Source organism: Arenimonas oryziterrae DSM 21050 = YC6267 (assembly GCF_000420545.1).
Taxonomy (GTDB): Bacteria; Pseudomonadota; Gammaproteobacteria; order Xanthomonadales; family Xanthomonadaceae; genus Arenimonas; species Arenimonas oryziterrae.
The window spans coordinates 1-19,124 of sequence record NZ_ATVD01000002.1 but is presented as its reverse complement, the minus strand read 5'-3'; the positions used below and the strand labels follow the sequence as shown (position 1 = coordinate 19,124).

Here is a 19,124-nt window from a genome sequence, read left to right as displayed (position 1 = left end):
GCCGTCCGTTCTCTTTCCACAAGCGTTTCTTACAGCGCTTCGAAAATGCCCGCCGCACCCATGCCGGTGCCGATGCACATCGTCACCATGCCGTACTTCTGCTTGCGACGCTGCAGGCCGTGCAGCAGGGTCGCAACGCGGATCGCTCCGGTCGCGCCGAGCGGGTGACCCAGGGCGATCGCGCCGCCCAGCGGATTGACCTTGGACGGATCGAGTCCGACATCGCCGATCACGGCCAGTGCCTGCGCGGCAAAAGCTTCGTTGAGTTCGATCCAGTCCAGCTGTTCCTTGGTGATGCCGGCCTGTGCGAGGGCCTTGGGAATCGCGGCAATCGGACCGATGCCCATGATCTCGGGCTTGACGCCGGCGACGGAGAAGCCGACGAAACGCGCAAGCGGCGTCAAGCCGTAATCCTTGATCGCCTGCGCCGAGGCCAGTAGTACCGCACCGGCACCGTCGGACATCTGCGAGCTGTTGCCGGCGGTGACGCTGCCGCCGTTGCGGAACACCGGGCGCAATTTGGCGAGACCTTCGACGCTCGTGTCGGCGCGCGGACCTTCGTCGTTCTTCACCAGCAACTCGCGTACCGCGACGGTGTTGCCGCCCAGGACGGGCAGGCGCGCGACGACGTTGTACGGCGAGATTTCGGCCGCGAACTCGCCGCTCGCCGTCGCCGCCAGGGCCTTCTGATGCGAGGCATACGCAAACGCGTCCTGCGCCTCGCGCGACACCTTCCACTGCTCGGCGACCTTCTCGGCGGTGATGCCCATGCCGTAGGCGATGGCGACGTTGTCGTCCTTGAACACCGACGGCGACATCGCGACCTTGTTGCCCATCATCGGCACCATGCTCATCGATTCGGTGCCGCCGGCGATCATGAGGTCAGCTTCGCCGAGGCGAATGCGGTCGGCCGCCAAGGCGACGGCCTGCAGGCCGGAAGAGCAGAAGCGGTTGATGGTCTGCGCGGCGATGACGTCGGGCAGGCCGGCCAGCAACGCGCCGATGCGCGCCACGTTCATGCCTTGCTCGCCCTCGGGCATCGCGCAGCCGACGATGATGTCATCGATGCGGCGGGTATCGATGCCCGGCGCCTGCGCAACCACGCTGCGCAGCACATGCGCGAGCAGATCGGCGGGGTGGGCATTGCGGAACACGCCGCGCGGCGCCTTGCCGACCGGGGTACGGGTCGCGGCGACGATGTAGGCGTCTTGAATTTGCTTGGACATTCTCGATTCTCCTGAATTCGTCGGCGCTTAGTTGCGCAAGGGCTTGCCGTTCTTGAGCATGAAGGCGATGCGTTCCTGGGTCTTGGGCATCTGCGCCAGGGCCACGAAATGCTCGCGCTCGAGCTTGAGCAGCCATTCCTCGTCTACCAGCGACCCGCGATCGACGTCGCCGCCGCACAGCACGGTAGCGATGCGCGTGGACACTTCCATGTCGTGCTCGGAGATGAAACGCCCCTCGAGCATGTTCACCAGCATCATCTTGAAGGTGGCGATGCCGACATCGCCGGCGACCGGGATCTGCCGTGCCGGCAGGGCCGGGCGGTAGCCCGACTCGGCGAGCGCCTTGGCCTGCTGCTTGGCGACATACAGCAATTCATACTGATTGAAGACCACGAGGTCGTTCTCGCGGGCGAGCTTGAGTTCTTTCGCTTCCAGCGCCGAGGCCGACACCTTGCCCATCGCGACTGCTTCGAAATACGGCTTGAGGCCGGCGAAGACATCGCCGCCCGGGCCGGCCGCGAGGCCGACGCGCGTCGCGATTTCTTTCAGGCCGCCGCCGGCGGGCAGTAGACCCACGCCCGCTTCGACCAGGCCGATGTAGCTTTCCAGCGCGAACACGGTGCGCGCCGAATGCATCTGGAATTCACAGCCGCCACCCAGCGCCAGACCGCGAACGGCCGCGACAACGGGAACCAGCGAATACTTGATGCGCTGACTGGTTGCCTGGAACGTGGCGACCATCGCTTCGAATTCGGCGATCTTGCCGGCCGCGAGCGAGGCCATCGCGCCCGACAGATCGGCGCCGGCGGAGAAGGGTTCCTTCGTCTGCCAGATCACCAGGCCCTGGAAATCCTTCTCGGCCACGTCGATGGCCTGCTGGATGCCAGCGAGCACGCCGTCGCCGACGGTGTTCATCTTGGTCTTGAAACTCAGGACCGCGATGCCGTCGCCGTCGTGCCACATCCGCACTGCGTCGGTTTCGAAAACGGTCTCACCGGGCGAGAACACTTCGCCCAGGACCGCATCCGGGAACCGCTGACGCTGGTAGACGGGATTGGAAGAGCGCGGCACCACGGCCTTGCGACCCGGGCTGTAGCTGCCGGCGGCTTCATGCACGCCGTTGCGGCCGTCGGTGACCCACGCGGGCAGCGGCGCATCGCTCATGGACTTGCCCGCAGCGATGTCCTCGGCGATCCAGCCGGCGACCTGCTGCCAGCCCGCAGCCTGCCAGGTTTCGAACGGGCCCAGATTCCAGCCGTAGCCCCAGCGAATGGCGAAATCCACGTCGCGCGCGGTGTCGGCAATCGATTCGAGGTGGAACGCGCTGTAGTGGAACAGGTCGCGGAAGCAGGCCCACAGGAACTGCGCCTGCGGATGGCTGGATGCGCGCAGCTTGGCGAACTTCTCGGCCGGGTTCTTGATCTTCAGGATTTCCACGAGCTCCGGTGCCGCTTCGCCGGTCGCCGGACGATAGTCCTGCTTGGCCAGATCGATGACCTGTATGTCCTTGCCGACCTTGCGGAAGATGCCGGCGCCGGTCTTCTGGCCGAGCGCACCTTTGCCGATGAGTGCCTGCAGCCAGTCCGGTGCCTTGAAATACTGCTTCCAGGGATCGTCGGGCAGGGTGTCGGCCATCGTCTTGATGACGTGCGACATCGTGTCCAGGCCGACCACGTCCGAGGTGCGATAGGTTGCCGACTTCGGGCGACCGACCAGGGGGCCGGTCAGCGCGTCGACTTCATCGAAGCCCAGCTTGAAAGCGGCGGTGTGGTGCAGGGTCGAGAGGATAGAGAACACGCCGATGCGATTGCCGATGAAATTCGGCGTGTCCTTGGCGTAGACCACGCCCTTGCCCAGGGTGGTAACCAGGAACGACTCGAGGCCTTCCAGCACGGCCGCGTCGGTCTTGGCGCAGGGGATGAGCTCGGCCAGGTGCATGTAGCGTGGCGGATTGAAGAAGTGCACGCCGCAGAACCGATGATGAAGTGATTCATCAAGAACTTCCGCCAAGCTATTGATAGACAAGCCAGAAGTGTTCGAGGCAAGGACCGCATTCGGCGCCACGAAGGGCAGGATCTTGGCGTACAGATCCTTCTTCCAGTCCAGCCGTTCGGCGATCGCTTCGATGATCAGATCGCAGCCTTGCAGCAGTTCGAGATGCTGATCGTAATTGGCCGGGGTGATCGCGGCGGCGCGATCCTTGGCGGCCAGCGGAGCCGGTGAAAGCTTGCCGAGATTGGCGATCGCCTTGGTCACGATGCCGTTCTTATCGCCTTCTTTAGCTGCGAGATCGAAGAGGATCGTGTCGACATTGGCGTTTACGAGGTGGGCGGCGATTTGTGCGCCCATCACGCCGGCGCCGAGGACGGCCACCTTGCGGATGCGAAGTTGCGACATGGGAAAGCTCCGTGGGGGAGGGTGGTGGGGTGGCGAAAGGGAAGATCGGAAGCCCGTCGCCCCAGTGCCCAGGGGCCGCGGGCACAACGAATGGAAGGATCAGTCGGCGCGCAAGCCGGCCGCCGCAAAGCGGATCAGCGCCTGGGCGGCTTTGTCGCTGTGGGCCTTGTCGGACACGCCGGCCGGCCGCTTGATCAGGCCGAAATCGGCCATCGCATAAGTGAGCGCGCCCGCAACGAAGTCCATGCGCCAGTACAGGTCTTCCTTGCCCAGGTCGGGCAGGCAGGGCGAAATCGCCTTGGCGAATTCGCGCAGCACCTGGCCGTAGTTGTCGGACAGGAACTTGCGCAGGCGGTCGTTTTTCTCGGCATAGGCCCGTGCCAGCACGCGGACGAAGGCCGATCCGTGCCGGTCCAGGGTCAATGCGAGGGCAGGGCGGATGAAGGCCGCCAGGATCGGCTCGAGCTCGCCCGGATGCTCTTCCTGGGCTTCGCGCAGGCTGCTGAGGCGGCGTTCGCTCATCTCGTCCATGCGCCGACGGAAGACCTCATTGACCAGGTTTTCCTTCGAGCCGAAGTGGTAGTTCACCGCAGCGATATTGACGTCCGCGCGGCTGGTGACCTGGCGCAGGGACGTGCCGGAAAAGCCGTGTTGGGCGAACAATTCCTCCGCCGCGCCGAGGATCCGGTCCTTGGTGTTGAAGTGGGTCGTGGTCATGGCTACCGAGCGTTCGATTTAAACGGGTGTTTCAATGCTAGGCCGGAACCCGGACCGAGGTCAAACCCCCGTTGGCCGACCCCGTTCCGAAGGCGGGCGCACGCGCCGGCAAAACCGTCGCACAGGTTTCAAAGTCCGAGCTAAACCCGTGTTTCAAGTGGGTTTTCATGTTAAATTCTCCCCCTTCCCACAACCTGTTAGCTGGAGTATTTGTCATGGCGCTGGAGCGCACCATTTCCATCATCAAGCCCGACGCAGTCGCCAAGAACGTCGTCGGTCAGATCTACGCCCGCTTCGAGAACGCCGGCCTGAAGGTCGTCGCCGCGAAGATGAAGCACCTGTCGCGTCGCGAAGCGGAAGGTTTCTACGCCGTGCACCGCGAGCGTCCGTTCTTCAATGCGCTGGTGGAATTCATGATTTCCGGTCCCGTGATGATCCAGGTTCTGGAAGGCGAGAACGCCGTCGCCAAGAACCGCGAACTGATGGGCGCTACGAATCCGAAGGAAGCCGCCGCCGGCACCATCCGCGCCGACTTCGCCCAGAGCATCGATGCCAACGCCGTGCACGGTTCGGACAGCCTGGAGAATGCCGCGATCGAAACCGCGTATTTCTTCGCCGCTACCGAACTTTGCCCGCGATAAGCGAGTAACCCGTGACCGAGGCCGTCGCCAGCCGCCAACCCGAGCTGATCAATCTTCTGGACCTCGATCGCGAGGGCCTGGAGCGCTTCTTTGCCGAGACTCTCGGCGAGAAGCGCTTCCGTGCCCATCAGTTGATGAAGTGGATGTATCACCAGCACGTCACCGATTTTTCGCAGATGACCGACGTCGGCAAGGCGCTGCGCGCCAAGCTAGAACAACATTGCGAGATCCGTCCGCCGCAGGTGCTGTTCGACAAGGGCTCCACCGACGGCACGCACAAGTGGCTGCTGGGCATGGATCCGAGCAATGCCATCGAAGCCGTGTTCATTCCCGACAAGGGCCGCGGCACGCTGTGCGTGTCCAGCCAGGTCGGTTGTGGCTTGAACTGCCAGTTCTGTTCCACCGCGACGCAAGGCTTCAACCGCAACCTGTCCACCGCCGAGATCATCGGCCAGGTCTGGACGGCGTCGAAGCATCTCGGCAACAAGACCCATCACCAGCGCAAGCTCACCAACGTGGTGATGATGGGCATGGGCGAGCCGCTGCTGAATTTCGACAATGTTGTGCGCGCGATGAGCCTGATGCGCGACGACAACGGCTTCGGCCTCGCGAACAAGCGCGTCACCCTGTCGACGGCCGGACTCGTGCCGATGATCGACAAACTTTCCGAAGTCAGCGACGTGTCGCTGGCCGTGTCCTTGCATGCGCCGAACGACGAGTTGCGCACCGAGCTGGTGCCGCTCAACAAGAAGTATCCGATCGCCGAGCTGATGGATGCCTGCGTGCGCTATGCGCTGCGCAAGCCGCGCACGTCGATCACTTTCGAATACACGATGATGAAGGGCGTCAACGACAAGCCCGAACATGCCCGCGCGCTCGCCAAGCTGATGCACAAGATGGATCAGCAGGTGCAGCGCCAGGATTCGGCCAAGGTCAACCTCATCCCGTTCAATCCCTTCACCGGCACGCGTTTCGAGCGTTCCGAGGAAGCCGATATCCGCACGTTCCAGAAGATCCTGCTCGACCAGAAAGTGCTGACGATGGTGCGCCGCACGCGCGGCGACGACATCGATGCGGCCTGCGGCCAGCTCAAGGGCCAGGTCCTCGATCGCACCCGCCGTCAGTCCGAATTCAAGCGCAAGCTCGAAGCTCAGGGGGTGTCCGATGCGGCTGCATAACCTCGTCATCGCGGGCGTGTTGTTGCCGGTCGCGCTGGCATGTGTGCCTTCGTCCGCGTTCGCCCGCGAACGCAACAAGGACGCCGGGCCGGTGAGTTCGGTATCCAACGCCGGCCGCGTCAATCTCGGTCTCGCGCAGAGCTATCTCAAGGAAAACGATCTGCAGACCGCGCTCGAGCGGGCGCAGCGCGCTCTGCGCACCGATCCCGGTTCCAGCGAAGTGCATGCCATTCTCGGGTTGATCTACAACCGCATCGGCGACCAGGGCAAGGCGGAGCAGGAGATGCGCCGTGCGATCGACCTGACGCCCAACAATGGTTCCATCCTCAACGCCTACGGCACGTACGCCTGCAGCCGCGGTCAGTTCGATGTCGCGGATGCGCAGTTCAGCAAGGCCCTGCTCGATCCGTTCTACATGCAGCCGGCCCAGGCGCTGTACAACGCCGGCAAGTGCGCGAAGGACGCCGGCCAGATGACCAAGGCCGAGGCGTACCTGCGCCGGGCGCTGGACATGTCGCCCGAGCAGGGCGAAGTCCTGTTCAAGCTGGCTGAAGTCGAACTCGCGCAGGGCAAGACCATGGAGGCGCGTGCCTTCATCCAGCGTCGCGACGCGCTCGGCAAGCCCAGTCGCGAAGTGCTCGAACTCGCTGCCCGCATCGAAGATGCCGCCGGCGATCGCTCTGCGGCGGCGCGTTATCGCCAACGCATCCAGGATCTGTCGTCCGACACAGCATTGCCCACGGGAGAGGGCGCAAGCCAGCCATGAGCATCGATTCTTTCCAGGAAACCCTGTTTGAAGATCCGATCGGCAGCCGCTTCCGCCATGCGCGGGAGAAGTTGCGTTGGAGCAAGGAATCGGTCGCGCAGCAGCTGAAGCTGCCGATCTCCATCATCGACGCCATCGAGCGCGAGGACTGGCAGCGTCTGGGCGCAGCGATCTACGTCCGCAGCTATGTCGGCAGCTACGCCAAGATTCTCGGCTTGCCGGCGGAAACCGCAGACGAAGTGCTTCGCGTGCAGCCGATGTCGGCGCCGCCGCTGGTACATTCGAGCAGCAGCCTGCGCACGAGTCGAACCTTCGATCACGGCCTGCTCAAGCTCGGTTCGCTGGTGATGACCGGCGTGATCGTCGGCTCGATCGTCATGGTCGTGATGTATTTCCAGAAACCGGCGGCGGTCGCGGAAGTACTGCCGCTGGATCCGCCGACTGCGACCACCTCGGGTGCGACGGCCGGCACGCAAGTGTTGAGCTTGCCCGCGCAGGCGACGGTCGCCCCTTCGGCCACGGCTCCCGCCGCGCCGACGGTGGCCGCGCCGGCCGCAAACACTCCGCCGACGGTGATGGCCTCGCTGGCACCGGCGTTGTCGGCGCCAGTCGGAAGCAACGAACTCGTCCTCGATTTCCAGGCAGAAAGCTGGGTCGATGTGGTCGCGATGAACGGCGAACACGTCGAGCGCGGATTGGTGCCTGCCGGCACGCAACGGCGCTATGCGGCGGGGCAGGTGAGCAGGATCACGCTGGGCAATGCCGACGCTGTGCAAGTGTCCCAAGCGGGTCAGAAGATCGACCTGGCGCCGTATCGCGAAGCGAACGTGGCCCGGTTTACGGTATCCTCCCAGGGCAAGGTCACGCCTTCCGGCGGTTGAGCGAACGCGACACCGTCTCCCTGAACTTTTTCCCACCGCCTGCAGTCAATGCAGGCCAATGAAGTCAATCCCGATGGACCAACTCGACGAATACGAACAGGGCGAAAACGTCCGCAAATGGCTGCGCCAGAACGGCGCGTCCCTCATCACCGGCATCGCGCTCGGTCTGGTCTGTGTCTTCGGCTGGCAGTGGTGGCACGGCAAGGGCGAACGTCACCGCGCGGAAGCGGCGACGCAGTTCGTCGCCTTCAGCCAGGCTATCGACGCCAAGGACGAAACGAAGATCAAGACCTTCGCGGCGGTCATTGCCGAAAAGTACGCCGACACGGCGTATGTCTCGCTCGCGACCCTGCGTCATTCGGGCTACCTGCAGCAGCAGGGCAAGACCGCCGACGCGATCAAGCTGCTCGAAGCCGGCCTGCCCAAGGTGACCGAGCCTGAGATGGTCGAACTCTTCAACCTGCGCCTGGGCCGCATGCTGTTGCTCGATGGCAAGGCCGATCTCGCGCTCAAGCGCGTCGATTCGATCAAGACGCCGATCTTCCCGGCGGTGGCGCAGGAACTGCGCGGCGACGTCGAAGTGGCTCTGGGCCACACCGACAACGCCCGCAAGGCCTACGAACAAGCCCTCACTACCCTGGACCAGGCATCGCCGACCCGTCGCGTCCTGGAACTCAAGCTCATTGATGTTGGCGGCAATCCGCCTGCCCAACCGGAGACCTGATACATGCTGCGTCGCATTGCCCTGCTAGCGATCGTCCTCGCCATGGCCCCCGGCTGCACCACCGTGAAAGGTTGGTTCGGCGGCGGAAAAGTGAAACCGAACCAGCCGGCCGAGCTGCAGAAGCTCGCCAGTCCGATCGCGGTCAAGAAGCTCTGGTCGATCAGCCTCGGCGACGGCGAAGATCGCAGCTGGCTGCGTCTGCACCCGGTGCTCGACAGCGGTCGCCTGTACGGCGTGAACGACGAAGGCGAGGTGGTCGCGATCGACGCGGCGACCGGCAAGCGTCTGTGGGTCGCTAGTGCTGTCGAGATGAAGGGCAAGCGCAGCAAGCTCAAGTTCTGGAGCCGCGAGACGATCGAAGCCGGCCTGACCGGCAGCCCGGGCGTCGGCAGTGGTCTGGTCGTCGTCGGCGGTCGCAACGGCGAAGTCGTGGCGCTGAGCAGCGACACCGGCGAAAAGCGCTGGACCGCGAAAGTCACTTCGGAAGTCGTCAGCGCGCCGCTCGTGCTCGCCGGCCGCGTGATCGTGCGCAGCAACGACGGTCGCGTGTTCGGCTTCGATGTCGCCGACGGCAGCCGCAAGTGGGTCTTCGACCGTGGCGTTCCCACCTTGACCGTGCGCGGCAATGGCACGCCGGTCGCCGGCAATGGCTTGGTCTATCTGGGCTATGACGACGGTTCGGTCATCGCGCTGCGCGAAGAAGACGGTTTGCAGGTCTGGGCGCAGGCGGTTGCCGAGCCCGATGGCCGCACCGAACTCGATCGCATGTCCGATGTCGACGGCGAACTGCAGCTGGGCGACCAGGAAGTGTTCGCCAGCAGCTACCACGACAAGACCGTGGCGCTCTCGGCCGCGAACGGCCGTCCGCTGTGGTCGCACGACGTCGGCAGCTATGCCGGTCTGGCGATGCTCTCGGACAAGCTGTTGCTTTCCGACAAGGTCGGCAATGTCTGGGCGCTCGATCGCGCCACCGGCAATCCGCTGTGGAAGCAGGACGCGTTGCGCAATCGCCAGCTGACCACGCCGGTCGTGCAGGGCGAGTACGCGGTTGTCGGCGATCTCGACGGCTACCTGCACTGGCTGCGCCTGGACACCGGCGTTGTCGTCGGCCGCACGCGCATCGAACACGCTGCTTTGCGTGGCACGCCGCAGGTCTCGCCGGAAGGCGTCCTGTTCGCAGTCAGCAACGAAGGCAAGCTGTCCGCCTACCAATTGGGGAACTGATTCATGCTGCCGCTGGTCGCCCTGGTTGGACGGCCCAACGTCGGCAAGTCCACCCTGTTCAATGCGTTCACGCGCACGCGCGATGCCCTGGTTCACGACGAACCGGGCGTCACCCGCGATCGCAACTACGGCTATTGCCGTCTCGACGAAGAACATCCGTTCGTCATCTGCGACACCGGCGGTCTTTCCGATGATGAGGAAGGCCTCGCCGGCGCCACCGCCAAGCAGTCGCGCTCCGCTGCCGAAGAAGCTGATCTCGTGCTGTTCGTCGTGGACGGCCGCGAAGGTCCGTCGGCGCTCGACCAGACCATCCTGAAATGGCTGCGCAAGACCGGCAAGCCGTTCTTCCTCGTCGTCAACAAGACCGACGGCCTCGATGAGCAGGCCTGCGTCAACGAGTTCGCGCGTTTCGGCGCCGAGGTCGTCCTGCCGATCGCGGCGGCGCACCAGCGCGGCGTTCCCGAGTTGCTGCAGCAGATCCTGCCGCGTCTGCCCGTCGATGCCGACGCCGACGTGCTGGCCGAAGATCCGGGCCGCGTCCGCATCGCCTTCATCGGTCGACCCAATGTCGGCAAGTCGACCCTGGTCAACCGGCTGCTCGGCGAAGAACGCATGATCGCGTCCGACGTGCCCGGCACCACGCGCGATTCCATCGCGGTGGACATGGAGCGCGACGGTCGGCAATACCGCCTGATCGACACCGCCGGCCTGCGCCGTCGCGGCAAGGTCGAAGAAGCGGTCGAGAAATTCAGCGTCTTCAAGACCATGCAGGCGATCCAGAGCTGCCAGGTCGCCGTGGTCCTGCTCGACGCCGGCGAAGGCGTCACCGATCAGGACGCGACCGTGCTCGGCCATGTGCTCGAAGCCGGCCGTGGCCTGGTCGTCGCCGTCAACAAATGGGACGGCCAGACCAACTACACGCGCGAGCAAACGATTTCCCTGCTCGATCGCAAGCTATCGTTCTGCACCTGGGCCGAGCACATCACCATCTCGGCCAAGCACGGCACCGGTATGCGTGAGCTGTTCCGCGCAATCCACCGGGCACATACCTCGGCCACGCGTCAGTTCACCACCTCGGAAGTCACCAAGGCCCTGGAAATCGCGTACGCGAGCTTCCCGCCGCCGGTGGTCCGCGGTCACTTGCCGAAGATGAAGTACGCCCATCCGGGCGGCTCCAATCCGCCAACCTTCATCGTGCATGGCACGCGCGTGAAGTCGCTGGGCGAAACCTACAAGCGCTATCTCGAGAACTTCTTCCGCAAGCGCTTCAAGCTCGTCGGCACGCCGCTGCAGTTTATTTTCCGCGAAGGCGAGAATCCGTACGAAGGCAAGAAGAACGTGCTGACCGAAAAACAGGTCGCCAAGCGCCGGCGACTGCTGCGCCACGTCAAGAACTAGTGATTCCGCGGGACCGCATCACGCTGGGCATTCTCGCCGGCGGGCAGGGGCGCCGCCTCGGCGGCGTCGACAAGGCCTTCGTGATCTATCGCGGTCGTCCCCTGATTGAGCGCTGCCTGCAAGCCTGCGGCGATGGATTTGCCGAACGTCTGGTGAGCCATCCAGGCGACGTGCGCTTCGGTTCACCGCAGATCCGCGCGATACCGGACTTCCGATCCGGCCGCCTGGGCCCTTTGTCCGGGCTGGAATCGCTTCTGCGCGCCTGTCGTAGCGATTGGCTGCTGAGTCTACCGGTCGATCTGCGCGCCATTCCCGACGGCTTCGTCGATACGCTTTGCCGGCAGGCGAACGATCAGGGCACCGTCGTGCGCGATGCCGACGGACTGCAACCGCTGTGTGGCTTGTGGCGGGTGACGCAGGCGCTGCCGGTGATATCCGCGCGGCTCGATCGCGGCGCGCTGGCCGCCCAGGGATTGCTGGACGACCTGATCCTGCCGGTCCACGATATCTCGCCCCTGCGCCTGGGCAACCTCAACACCCCCGACGACTTCCTGGATTCCGACGCGTGACCGATTCCTTTCCGCAGCGCATCGCTTTCGATCAAGCGCAGGCGATCATCGACGCGGTCGCCGCGCGATCGCGCGTCGGCAACGATCGTGTTCCGCTCGCGCGTGCCCTGGGCCGCGTGCTCGCCGAAGACCTCGTGGCAACGCTCGACCTGCCGTCCTTCGACAATTCTGCGATGGACGGATTCGCCATGCGTTCGCTCGACGCCAATGTCGGCGAAGAGACCGTACTGGCGCTGATCGGCGAACAATTCGCCGGACGCGATCGCGACTTCGTGCTCGGTCCCCGGCAATGTCTGCGCATCACCACGGGTGCGCCCTTGCCCAAAGGCGCGGACACCATCGTCATCAAGGAAGAAGCGCAGGCGGACGACGCGCAGGTGCGCATCCCGGGCCGGATTCGCGCCGGCAGCCACGTGCGCCGCGCCGGCGAAGACGTGCGCGTGGGCGATACCGTGCTGCGTGCGGGTGAGGTGCTGACGCCGGCACGCCTGGGATTGGCGGCGTCGCTCGGTCAGCACGATCTTCAGGTCGCGCGGCGTCCGACCGTGGCGATTTTCACCACCGGCGACGAACTCGTGCCACCGGGCCAGCCGCTCGCTCCGGGGCAGATCTACGACAGCAATCGCGCCTTGCTGCAGACCTTGCTCGTAGCCGACGGTTTCGAGCCCGTGGCCTGGCCGGTGCTGCCCGACGAGCCGGTGCGTATGCTGTCGGCCTTGCGCGATGCGGCGTTCTCGTTCGATCTCGTGCTGACCTGCGGTGGCGTCTCGGCGGGCGAGAAAGATTATTTGCCCGAGCTGCTCGGTGAACACGGCGCCGTGCATTTCTGGAAAGTGCGCATGCGACCGGGCATGCCGGTGCTGTTCGGTCAGCTCGGCGACGCGCATTTTCTCGGCTTGCCGGGCAACCCGGTGTCGGTGTTCGCGACCTACCTGACGCTGGCACGGCGCCTGCTCGACGGCATCCAGGGCCGGAGCGAAGCGCGTCCGCACTTGCGTGCCGTGCTCGATCAGCCGGTGCGCAAAACGCATCCACGCCTGGAATTCCTGCGCGGCCTGCTGCGCAGCGGCGACGACGGTAGGCTGCACGTCGTGCCCAATCCGGCGGATGGTTCGCATCGCATGCGCGCCGCCGCCGATTCCAATGCCTTGATCGTGCTGCCAGAGAGTCCCGGCGACTGGCCGGCGGGGCAGGTGATGGACGTGTTGCCGCTGTCGAATTTCTGAACGCGATAAACTTCGGTCATGAATGCCGCGATCCGCGAAATCACTCCCGCCCAGGCGCTGGCCCTGCAGCAGCAAGGCGCCCGTCTGATCGATGTCCGCGAACCGGACGAACACGCGCTCGGTTTGCCGGAAGGAGCGGTGCCGGTGCCGCGCGCTCAACTCGAAGCCGAGCCCGGCGCACATCAGGCTGCGCATGACGCGCCTTTGTTGCTGATCTGCGCGGGCGGCCGCCGATCACTGCTCGCGGCGGAAAGTCTGGCGGCGCAGGGCTACACGAACCTGTATTCGGTCGTCGGCGGATTCGGTCGCTGGCAAGCCGAACACCTGCCGATCACCTCCGGCGAAGATCCCGACTTCCTGCAGCGGTATTCGCGGCATCTGCGTCTGCCGCAAGTCGGGTTGGCTGGACAGAAGAAACTCGAACAGGCGCGCGTGACCCTGATCGGCGCCGGCGGCCTGGGCTCGCCGGCGGCTTATTATCTTGCGGCAGCGGGTGTCGGTTTCCTTCGCCTGGTCGACGACGACCGCGTCGACCTGAGCAATCTGCAGCGACAGATCCTGCACGCCGACGACCGCGTCGGCGAGCTCAAGGTCGAATCGGCGCGACGCACCTTGTCAGCGCTCAATCCCCGCGTCCGCATCGATGCCGTCGCCGAACGACTCGATGCCGCCAACGTCGGCCGGTTGATCGGCGATGTCGACGTGGTCATCGACGGCGCCGACAATTTTCCCACGCGCTATCTGTTGTCCGACGCCTGCGTGCAGTTGGGCAAGCCGATGGTCTATGGCGCCGTGCATCGTTTCGAGGGTCAGGTCAGCGTCTTTGATGCCGGCCGCCGGCCGGGCGATGCGCCGTGCTACCGCTGTTTGTTTCCGGACCCGCCCAGCGCAGAAGAAGCGCCCAATTGCAGTGAGGCCGGCGTGCTCGGTGTGTTGCCGGGTCTGATCGGTCTGCTGCAGGCCACCGAAACCTTGAAGCTGCTGCTCGGCGTCGGCGAGCCGCTCACCGGACGCCTGTTGCATGTCGAAACCCTGGGCATGCATTTCCGCGAAACGCGCCTGAAACCCGATCCCGCCTGTCCGCGCTGCGCACCGGGTCGCGGCACGCTGCCGCTGGCTGATATCGCGGTGGCCTGCGCGACGGGCGAGGGCGCCTAGCCGGGCGCGTCAAAGAAAAAGCCGGGAGAACCCGGCTTTGTCATGACGATCCTCTGGCAATCCTGAAGCGATTCGAATCAGGACGCCGACGGAATCCCAAACTCGCCGCGCTGTTCGGCTGCTTCCAGCACGTTGCGCATCAATTCGCGCGCGAGCAGATCGGCGGAGAGTTCTCCGATTTGCGTCGAGGAAAAGCCGTAGTCCGTGCGTACGGTCAGGAGCGTTCCCTTCACCGTGTAGAAGCCCTCGTAACGACGGCCCCGATACTCGACGGTGATGTGGATCTGTGGTGTTCCCAATGACATCGACAAGCATCCCCCGTGAAACTCGAATAGACAGCAAGACCCGCGAAACGTGTGGCCCGGTGCCGGGCTTCTGGATCAATCCTAGCGTTTCTTTCGGCAGGTGTGTTGCTGCGGCCGCACAATGTTTCTTCCCCCGATGTGAAGGGGCGGGCAAGATGCCCGTTGAACATTTCAACCGGGTGATGAGAATTTTTTGGCCTCGACTTGGCTCTTACAAGTTCGGGGTGACGGCACAATCCTTCGTGGTTTCAACCGCCGGTCCGCGCGGTTTTCTGCGCCCATTGAGCACCGCGCCAACAAACGTGTGCCGCACGCACCCGTGGTAGCTGGCGAACATCAGGGCGAAGGCCACGATCAGGATCATCGGAAACTTGAGCCACCAGGCCCAGGGCAGGCCTGCCGCCAGCGATTGCAGGGCCATGAGCAGGGGCAGGTGCACGAGGTAGATCCAGTACGAGGCATCGGCGACGTAGCGGCGCATCGCGCTGTAGGCGGAAAGGTGTCGCAAGGCCGCGCCGACCACAGCGAGCGTCCAGCTCCAGGATGCCAAGGCATAGCTCACGGCGCAGGCCAGCTTCGTCAGCAGGTCGGGGGCCAGTGCCAGCGACGGGCGAAGCCCGGTCAAGGCCAGGCAACTGCCCGTGGCGAGCAGTGCCAAACAAAGATTCGGACGCCAATACTTTTCGATGATGGCGAGCAGCGAGCCCTGCCGATGCAGGAGCCAGCCGAAGACGAAGGCAGTGCCATAACCGAACAGAGCGACGGCATTGGGATACAGCGATTGATCCGGTGTCGGAATGCCGAACCACGGCAGCCAGTGGGCGCGCAGCATCAGCGTGACGACCAGCGGAATCGCCAACACAACGGCCGCCCACGGACCGAGCATCGAACGCAACATCCGGTCGGTCCACGCGACGAAACGACCCTGGCGATCCAGCGCGCGGATCACGCGGCGGCCGAGCAGGCTGATCGCATAGAAGATCAGCAGCACGTAGAGAAACCACAAGTGCGTCAACGGAAACGAGGACGGCGTGAAGGCGGGCGGGGGAGGGGCATGGGGAGGCGGCGCGCCGGCGTTCGCGGCGATCGCCGAGCCGATGATCACCACCAGAATGCTGCCGAACACCAGGGGCCAGCCGACCACGAGCGGCAATCCGATACGCTTCAGACGATCACGCACGAAGGCGTTGGTGCCGAGCCGGTGAAAACTCATATGCGCGAAGAAGCCGGCGATCAGGAAGAACGTCGTCATGCGGAAAAGATGCGTGACGAAGAACAGCAAGCCCAGGGTCACGCTCGGATCGGCATCACGCACGAACCAGATCTGCGGGCCCGGCAGGAACGACATCGTCGCGTGGAAGATCACGCCCAGCAGCAATGCGAAGCCGCGCAGGGCATCGAGTCCGTGCAGCCGCTCGCCGGCGTGCCTGTCGTTGGTGAAGTTCATCGCCGGTTCCTTGTCCTGTCCAGTGTCAGGACGTCAGTCGCCCGGCGGGATGCAAATATCACAGGAACACTGAAAACGCCCCGGAAGCGCTAGTCTTCCGGGACGTCGGTCGGGGCAGGGCGCTTAGCGCAGTACGACTTTCGTCTTCGCCGCCATGCGGTCCCAGGCGGCGCGAGCCGGCAGTTTCGCCTGGTCCCAGACCAGGGCGGAGTCGCCCTTCGTGCGCGCGTACTCGGCTTCCAACAGCGATTCGACGTCCTCGAAAGCGCGTCCTTCCGGCGTGTAGCGTGCCGCACCCATGTAGCCAGTGCGATAGGCGGGCAGATAGTCCTCGAAGCGAAGGTCCGGACGAGCGAACGCCTGGTCCGCATGCACGATGGACCAATACTCGTCTTCGACCGAGGGATGGATTCGTTCGCTGAATTCGCCGGACATCGGCTCGATGGTGTGGTCGAATTCATAGCCATGCTTAGCCTGGGTGTGGTCGTTCATTGCTCGTCTCCATGATGGGCAGGCCGCGGGGAAAGTTTCCTGCGGTTGCCTGTTGCGGTGCAGGAGCCGTGCCAAGCGATGGCGACCCGTGCGAGCGGCAGGCGCAGAGACAGTGGCTGCAAGGTTTTCGGACGATTGGCCTTGCTCTGGTGCCTATCCAGAAACGGCAGCGAGAGCATGCAGCGTGCATTCTCGATCGGGCGCCGTGCGCATGACGCCATCATCACGAGTTAACGTTTTCGGGGCTAGCCTTGCGTGGCAGACGCGCAACGTGCGCGACGACTACTTGGAGAAGATGTCATGAGCCAATTGAATATCGCGGTAGTCGTCGGCAGTCTGCGCAAGGACTCGTTCAACAAGAAGCTCGCATCCGCGTTAGCGAAGCTGGCGCCGTCAGAGGTCGTGTTCAAATCGCTGCGCATCGACGATCTGCCGCTGTACAACCAGGACGACGACGCCCATCAGGCGGACACCGTCCAGCGACTGAAAAGCGACATCGGCGCAGCCCAGGGCCTGCTGTTCGTCACGCCCGAATACAACCGCTCCATTCCCGGTGTGCTTAAGAACGCGATCGATCATGCCTCGCGTCCTTACGGGAAGAATGCCTGGGCCGGCAAACCGGCCGGCGTGATCGGCGCGTCCGTGGGCGCGATCGGCACGGCCCTCGCGCAGCAGCATCTGCGCAATGTGCTGGCCTATCTCGACGTGCCAACTCTCGGCCAGCCCGAGGCCTTCATCCACGCGAAAGAAGGCCTGTTTGACGCCGACGGCAGCATCGGGCCGGCGAGTCGCGAGTTCCTGCAGTCCTGGATGGACAAATACGTTGCGTGGGTGAAGAAGTTCGCCTGACGCGTTTGCCGCGGGTGCGGCGGAACGTCAGGCGGACGGCAGCTCGTACGCGAAATCGTAGTAGTGCTTGCCATCGACGATCTGGATGTCGAGTCGGCCGCGGAGTCCGGTCAGTTCGTCGGTGCCCGAATCGGGCACGACCGTCACGACCAGACTCATCTGGCCCTGGCGCATCGTGCCGCTGTGCTGCAGCACGAACGTGCCGCGGCGGCCGTGCACGCTGGCTTCGACATGATCGATCGCCACATAGCCCGCCGAACCTTCGACGGCCGTGCGCACGCCGAGCATCTGTCCGTGGGCGACACCTTCGATGTCGCCATGGAATTGCTTGAACAAGCCGAGACGGCCGATGCTCGGATGACCCACGCCGTCTTCGGCCGCCTGCGGCGTGAGCTTGACGTCGAACTGGCCTTTGGCGTGCGTGCTCATGAACATCCTGGGAGGGAAGGGGAGTCGGCGCACTTTACGCCGGACACGCCGGTCGCTACAGCAGCACCTGGCGCGTCTGCTGCAGGAACTGATCGATTTCCTGCTCGGTACGCCGATCGATGAGATAGACCGGCCGCTGGCCGTTCGGGCACAGCAGTCGCGGCGTCGTGCCGAACAGACGACAGATCAGCGGCCGCTCGGCATACACCTCGCAGCCGTGTTCGCCCAGATAAGGGCAGCTGAGCTCTGCGAGTGCGGCTGCATGCTGGGCTTCGGAGCGCACCGGCAATCGCGAAACTTCCTCCGACGACGCCGTCACCGGTCCGCAGCAATCGTGGCAGCCCACGATGCAGCGAAAGCTCGGGATGCGCTCCCGCAGTTGTTCGAGTTTGCGGAGGTTGGGGGTCATGGGTGGTGCCGGGTGGGTCGGCGCATTATGGGCCGGGTCGCGCCATAATTGTCTCGGCGATCACGGCGGGCCCGGGGGCGACATGTGTTATTCGGCTCAGATCCAGGCGGACTACGCGAAGTACGTGCGTGAGTTCGGCGCGGACATCGACATCGACGAGTTCGTCCGCCTGTACTGGGATCGCGAAGGCCAACCGAAGCTGCGTATTCCCAAAGCAATGGATGCGTCGTTCTCGGCGCCAGAAACGGAGCAGGCCAGGCGAATCGCCGCGATGATCGCGCGATTCGATGGAGAGCAGACGACCCGATTCGAACAGGACGTGTTCAAGCAGAAGAAGCGGTTGGCCGATGCCGAACGTGTTCTGCAGACCAAGACGACCAAGAAGGCGCTGGAAGACCAGCGCGTGTCGAAGAACAAGATCGAGTACGCGCTCGGAAAGTTGAACGACCTGCGCCGCACGCGGCTGGAGCCCCGTGACTCGCGCATTTTCCCGTCCTGGTATGCGCCCGTGATGATTTCGGAACAAGGGCGGCGCATGGTGAGGCCGATGCGTTACCAATGCCGCCCTGCGCATGTTTCCGCCCAGTTCGATATTGATCGACCCAATGCCTACAACGCACGCCGCGACAGCCTCGAGGGGTTCTGGAAACGCCAGTTCGGCTACACCCACGGCATCCTGATGATCGATGCGTTCTATGAGAATGTCAGCCGGCATGCCATGGAAGGTCGGGAGCTGGCGCCGGGCGAGACCGAGGAAAACGTCATTCTCGAATTCCGGCCGCGGTCGGGGCAGCCCATGCTGGTGGCGTGCCTGTGGTCGCGTTGGCAAGGCGCGGGACAGCCGGATCTTCTTTCGTTCGCGGCCATCACTGACGATCCGCCTCCCGAGATTGCGGCCGCCGGTCACGACCGGGTGATCATCCCGATCAAACCCGAACACGTCGACGCTTGGCTGAATCCCGATCCCGGGGACCTGAAGACGCAGTACGCCATCCTGGACGACCGCGAGCGGCCTTATTACGAGCACCGGATGGCGGCTTAGGATGGGGGTGGTGCCTTGGGATATGTGGAGTATTACATAATATACA

General features: G+C 64.3%; 20 protein-coding genes. 12 read left to right on the top strand and 8 right to left on the bottom strand.

Going from position 1 to position 19,124, the window contains the following annotated elements:
* Window positions 1-29: 29 nt before the first annotated feature.
* The 3 genes from G467_RS0104870 to G467_RS0104860 all read right to left on the bottom strand — a co-directional run bounded on the left by G467_RS0104870 (window position 30) and on the right by G467_RS0104860 (window position 4,340).
* Window positions 30-1,226 carry an acetyl-CoA C-acyltransferase gene (locus G467_RS0104870; protein ID WP_022968613.1) on the bottom strand — a complete coding sequence of 399 codons (1,197 nt, stop codon included), beginning with the start codon at window positions 1,224-1,226 and terminating at the stop codon, window positions 30-32.
* 27 nt (window positions 1,227-1,253) lie between these two features.
* Window positions 1,254-3,623 (bottom strand): 3-hydroxyacyl-CoA dehydrogenase/enoyl-CoA hydratase family protein, encoded by a 2,370-nt coding sequence (locus G467_RS0104865; RefSeq protein WP_022968612.1) that lies wholly within the window; start codon window positions 3,621-3,623, stop codon window positions 1,254-1,256.
* 99 nt (window positions 3,624-3,722) lie between these two features.
* A complete protein-coding gene (locus G467_RS0104860; RefSeq protein WP_022968611.1) occupies window positions 3,723-4,340 on the bottom strand; it encodes a TetR/AcrR family transcriptional regulator in 618 nt (205 codons plus the stop codon).
* Between the two features lie 215 nt (window positions 4,341-4,555).
* On the opposite strand from G467_RS0104860, the gene ndk reads away from it, so the two are divergent.
* The 10 genes from ndk (at window position 4,556) to moeB (ending at window position 14,105) form a co-directional block, all read left to right on the top strand.
* A complete protein-coding gene (ndk, locus tag G467_RS0104855; RefSeq protein ID WP_022968610.1) occupies window positions 4,556-4,981 on the top strand; it encodes a nucleoside-diphosphate kinase in 426 nt (141 codons plus the stop codon).
* Between the two features lie 11 nt (window positions 4,982-4,992).
* Complete coding sequence (rlmN, locus tag G467_RS0104850) at window positions 4,993-6,159, top strand: dual-specificity RNA methyltransferase RlmN (protein WP_022968609.1); 1,167 nt, start codon at window positions 4,993-4,995, stop codon at window positions 6,157-6,159.
* Window positions 6,146-6,925: a type IV pilus biogenesis/stability protein PilW gene (gene pilW / locus G467_RS15480; RefSeq protein WP_022968608.1), complete on the top strand. Its 780-nt coding sequence runs from the start codon at window positions 6,146-6,148 to the stop codon at window positions 6,923-6,925. The genes rlmN and pilW overlap by 14 nt, the downstream gene beginning before the upstream one ends.
* Window positions 6,922-7,806, top strand: coding sequence for a helix-turn-helix domain-containing protein (locus tag G467_RS0104840; RefSeq protein ID WP_022968607.1), 885 nt, complete (start codon window positions 6,922-6,924; stop codon window positions 7,804-7,806). The genes pilW and G467_RS0104840 overlap by 4 nt, the downstream gene beginning before the upstream one ends.
* Before the next feature lie 73 nt (window positions 7,807-7,879).
* Window positions 7,880-8,530, top strand: a complete 651-nt coding sequence (locus tag G467_RS0104835; RefSeq protein ID WP_022968606.1) for a YfgM family protein — start codon at window positions 7,880-7,882, stop codon at window positions 8,528-8,530.
* 3 nt (window positions 8,531-8,533) lie between these two features.
* Window positions 8,534-9,754, top strand: coding sequence for an outer membrane protein assembly factor BamB (gene bamB, locus G467_RS0104830; RefSeq protein WP_022968605.1), 1,221 nt, complete (start codon window positions 8,534-8,536; stop codon window positions 9,752-9,754).
* A gap of 3 nt (window positions 9,755-9,757) precedes the next feature.
* On the top strand, window positions 9,758-11,152 hold the full coding sequence (gene der / locus G467_RS0104825; RefSeq protein ID WP_022968604.1) for a ribosome biogenesis GTPase Der: 1,395 nt from the start codon (window positions 9,758-9,760) through the stop codon (window positions 11,150-11,152).
* The gene (mobA, locus tag G467_RS0104820; protein WP_022968603.1) at window positions 11,152-11,721 is read left to right on the top strand and encodes a molybdenum cofactor guanylyltransferase; all 570 of its coding nucleotides are present in this window, start codon (window positions 11,152-11,154) and stop codon (window positions 11,719-11,721) included. The genes der and mobA overlap by 1 nt, the downstream gene beginning before the upstream one ends.
* A complete protein-coding gene (locus G467_RS0104815) occupies window positions 11,718-12,947 on the top strand; it encodes a molybdopterin molybdotransferase MoeA (protein WP_022968602.1) in 1,230 nt (409 codons plus the stop codon). Before mobA ends, G467_RS0104815 begins: the two co-directional genes overlap by 4 nt.
* An 18-nt stretch (window positions 12,948-12,965) precedes the next feature.
* The gene (gene moeB, locus G467_RS15475) at window positions 12,966-14,105 is read left to right on the top strand and encodes a molybdopterin-synthase adenylyltransferase MoeB (RefSeq protein ID WP_022968601.1); all 1,140 of its coding nucleotides are present in this window, start codon (window positions 12,966-12,968) and stop codon (window positions 14,103-14,105) included.
* A 77-nt stretch (window positions 14,106-14,182) separates the two neighbouring features.
* Here moeB and G467_RS0104805 read toward each other — a convergent pair whose 3' ends face one another.
* The 3 genes from G467_RS0104805 to G467_RS17370 all read right to left on the bottom strand — a co-directional run bounded on the left by G467_RS0104805 (window position 14,183) and on the right by G467_RS17370 (window position 16,349).
* Complete coding sequence (locus G467_RS0104805; protein WP_022968600.1) at window positions 14,183-14,410, bottom strand: hypothetical protein; 228 nt, start codon at window positions 14,408-14,410, stop codon at window positions 14,183-14,185.
* Between the two features lie 211 nt (window positions 14,411-14,621).
* The gene (locus tag G467_RS15470) at window positions 14,622-15,857 is read right to left on the bottom strand and encodes an acyltransferase family protein (RefSeq protein WP_022968599.1); all 1,236 of its coding nucleotides are present in this window, start codon (window positions 15,855-15,857) and stop codon (window positions 14,622-14,624) included.
* Window positions 15,858-15,980: 123 nt separating this feature from the next.
* On the bottom strand, window positions 15,981-16,349 hold the full coding sequence (locus tag G467_RS17370; RefSeq protein WP_022968598.1) for a hypothetical protein: 369 nt from the start codon (window positions 16,347-16,349) through the stop codon (window positions 15,981-15,983).
* Window positions 16,350-16,649: 300 nt separating this feature from the next.
* Between G467_RS17370 and G467_RS0104790 the strand changes: the two genes are divergently transcribed.
* Window positions 16,650-17,198: an NADPH-dependent FMN reductase gene (locus G467_RS0104790; RefSeq protein WP_022968597.1), complete on the top strand. Its 549-nt coding sequence runs from the start codon at window positions 16,650-16,652 to the stop codon at window positions 17,196-17,198.
* A gap of 27 nt (window positions 17,199-17,225) precedes the next feature.
* Here the strand turns inward: G467_RS0104790 and G467_RS0104785 are convergent, their stop codons facing one another.
* Window positions 17,226-17,627: a DUF3224 domain-containing protein gene (locus G467_RS0104785; protein WP_026802366.1), complete on the bottom strand. Its 402-nt coding sequence runs from the start codon at window positions 17,625-17,627 to the stop codon at window positions 17,226-17,228.
* A 55-nt stretch (window positions 17,628-17,682) separates the two neighbouring features.
* Window positions 17,683-18,036, bottom strand: coding sequence for a YkgJ family cysteine cluster protein (locus G467_RS0104780; RefSeq protein WP_022968595.1), 354 nt, complete (start codon window positions 18,034-18,036; stop codon window positions 17,683-17,685).
* Window positions 18,037-18,118: 82 nt separating this feature from the next.
* Here G467_RS0104780 and G467_RS0104775 point away from each other — a divergent pair, with 82 nt between their 5' ends.
* Window positions 18,119-19,078: an SOS response-associated peptidase family protein gene (locus tag G467_RS0104775; RefSeq protein ID WP_022968594.1), complete on the top strand. Its 960-nt coding sequence runs from the start codon at window positions 18,119-18,121 to the stop codon at window positions 19,076-19,078.
* The last annotated feature ends 46 nt before the right edge of the window (window positions 19,079-19,124 follow it).

Coding starts and splice junctions, on each gene's coding strand:
- G467_RS0104835 (WP_022968606.1), top strand. CDS start 7,880: ATGGACCAACTCGACGAATACGAACAGGGCGAAAACGTCCGCAAATGG.
- G467_RS15470 (WP_022968599.1), bottom strand. CDS start 15,857: ATGAACTTCACCAACGACAGGCACGCCGGCGAGCGGCTGCACGGACTC.
- G467_RS0104775 (WP_022968594.1), top strand. CDS start 18,119: ATGTGTTATTCGGCTCAGATCCAGGCGGACTACGCGAAGTACGTGCGT.
- G467_RS0104780 (WP_022968595.1), bottom strand. CDS start 18,036: ATGACCCCCAACCTCCGCAAACTCGAACAACTGCGGGAGCGCATCCCG.
- G467_RS17370 (WP_022968598.1), bottom strand. CDS start 16,349: ATGAACGACCACACCCAGGCTAAGCATGGCTATGAATTCGACCACACC.
- G467_RS0104785 (WP_026802366.1), bottom strand. CDS start 17,627: ATGAGCACGCACGCCAAAGGCCAGTTCGACGTCAAGCTCACGCCGCAG.
- G467_RS0104805 (WP_022968600.1), bottom strand. CDS start 14,410: ATGTCATTGGGAACACCACAGATCCACATCACCGTCGAGTATCGGGGC.
- pilW (WP_022968608.1), top strand. CDS start 6,146: ATGCGGCTGCATAACCTCGTCATCGCGGGCGTGTTGTTGCCGGTCGCG.
- G467_RS0104790 (WP_022968597.1), top strand. CDS start 16,650: ATGAGCCAATTGAATATCGCGGTAGTCGTCGGCAGTCTGCGCAAGGAC.
- moeB (WP_022968601.1), top strand. CDS start 12,966: ATGAATGCCGCGATCCGCGAAATCACTCCCGCCCAGGCGCTGGCCCTG.
- G467_RS0104870 (WP_022968613.1), bottom strand. CDS start 1,226: ATGTCCAAGCAAATTCAAGACGCCTACATCGTCGCCGCGACCCGTACC.
- G467_RS0104840 (WP_022968607.1), top strand. CDS start 6,922: ATGAGCATCGATTCTTTCCAGGAAACCCTGTTTGAAGATCCGATCGGC.
- der (WP_022968604.1), top strand. CDS start 9,758: ATGCTGCCGCTGGTCGCCCTGGTTGGACGGCCCAACGTCGGCAAGTCC.
- bamB (WP_022968605.1), top strand. CDS start 8,534: ATGCTGCGTCGCATTGCCCTGCTAGCGATCGTCCTCGCCATGGCCCCC.
- ndk (WP_022968610.1), top strand. CDS start 4,556: ATGGCGCTGGAGCGCACCATTTCCATCATCAAGCCCGACGCAGTCGCC.
- G467_RS0104860 (WP_022968611.1), bottom strand. CDS start 4,340: ATGACCACGACCCACTTCAACACCAAGGACCGGATCCTCGGCGCGGCG.
- G467_RS0104865 (WP_022968612.1), bottom strand. CDS start 3,623: ATGTCGCAACTTCGCATCCGCAAGGTGGCCGTCCTCGGCGCCGGCGTG.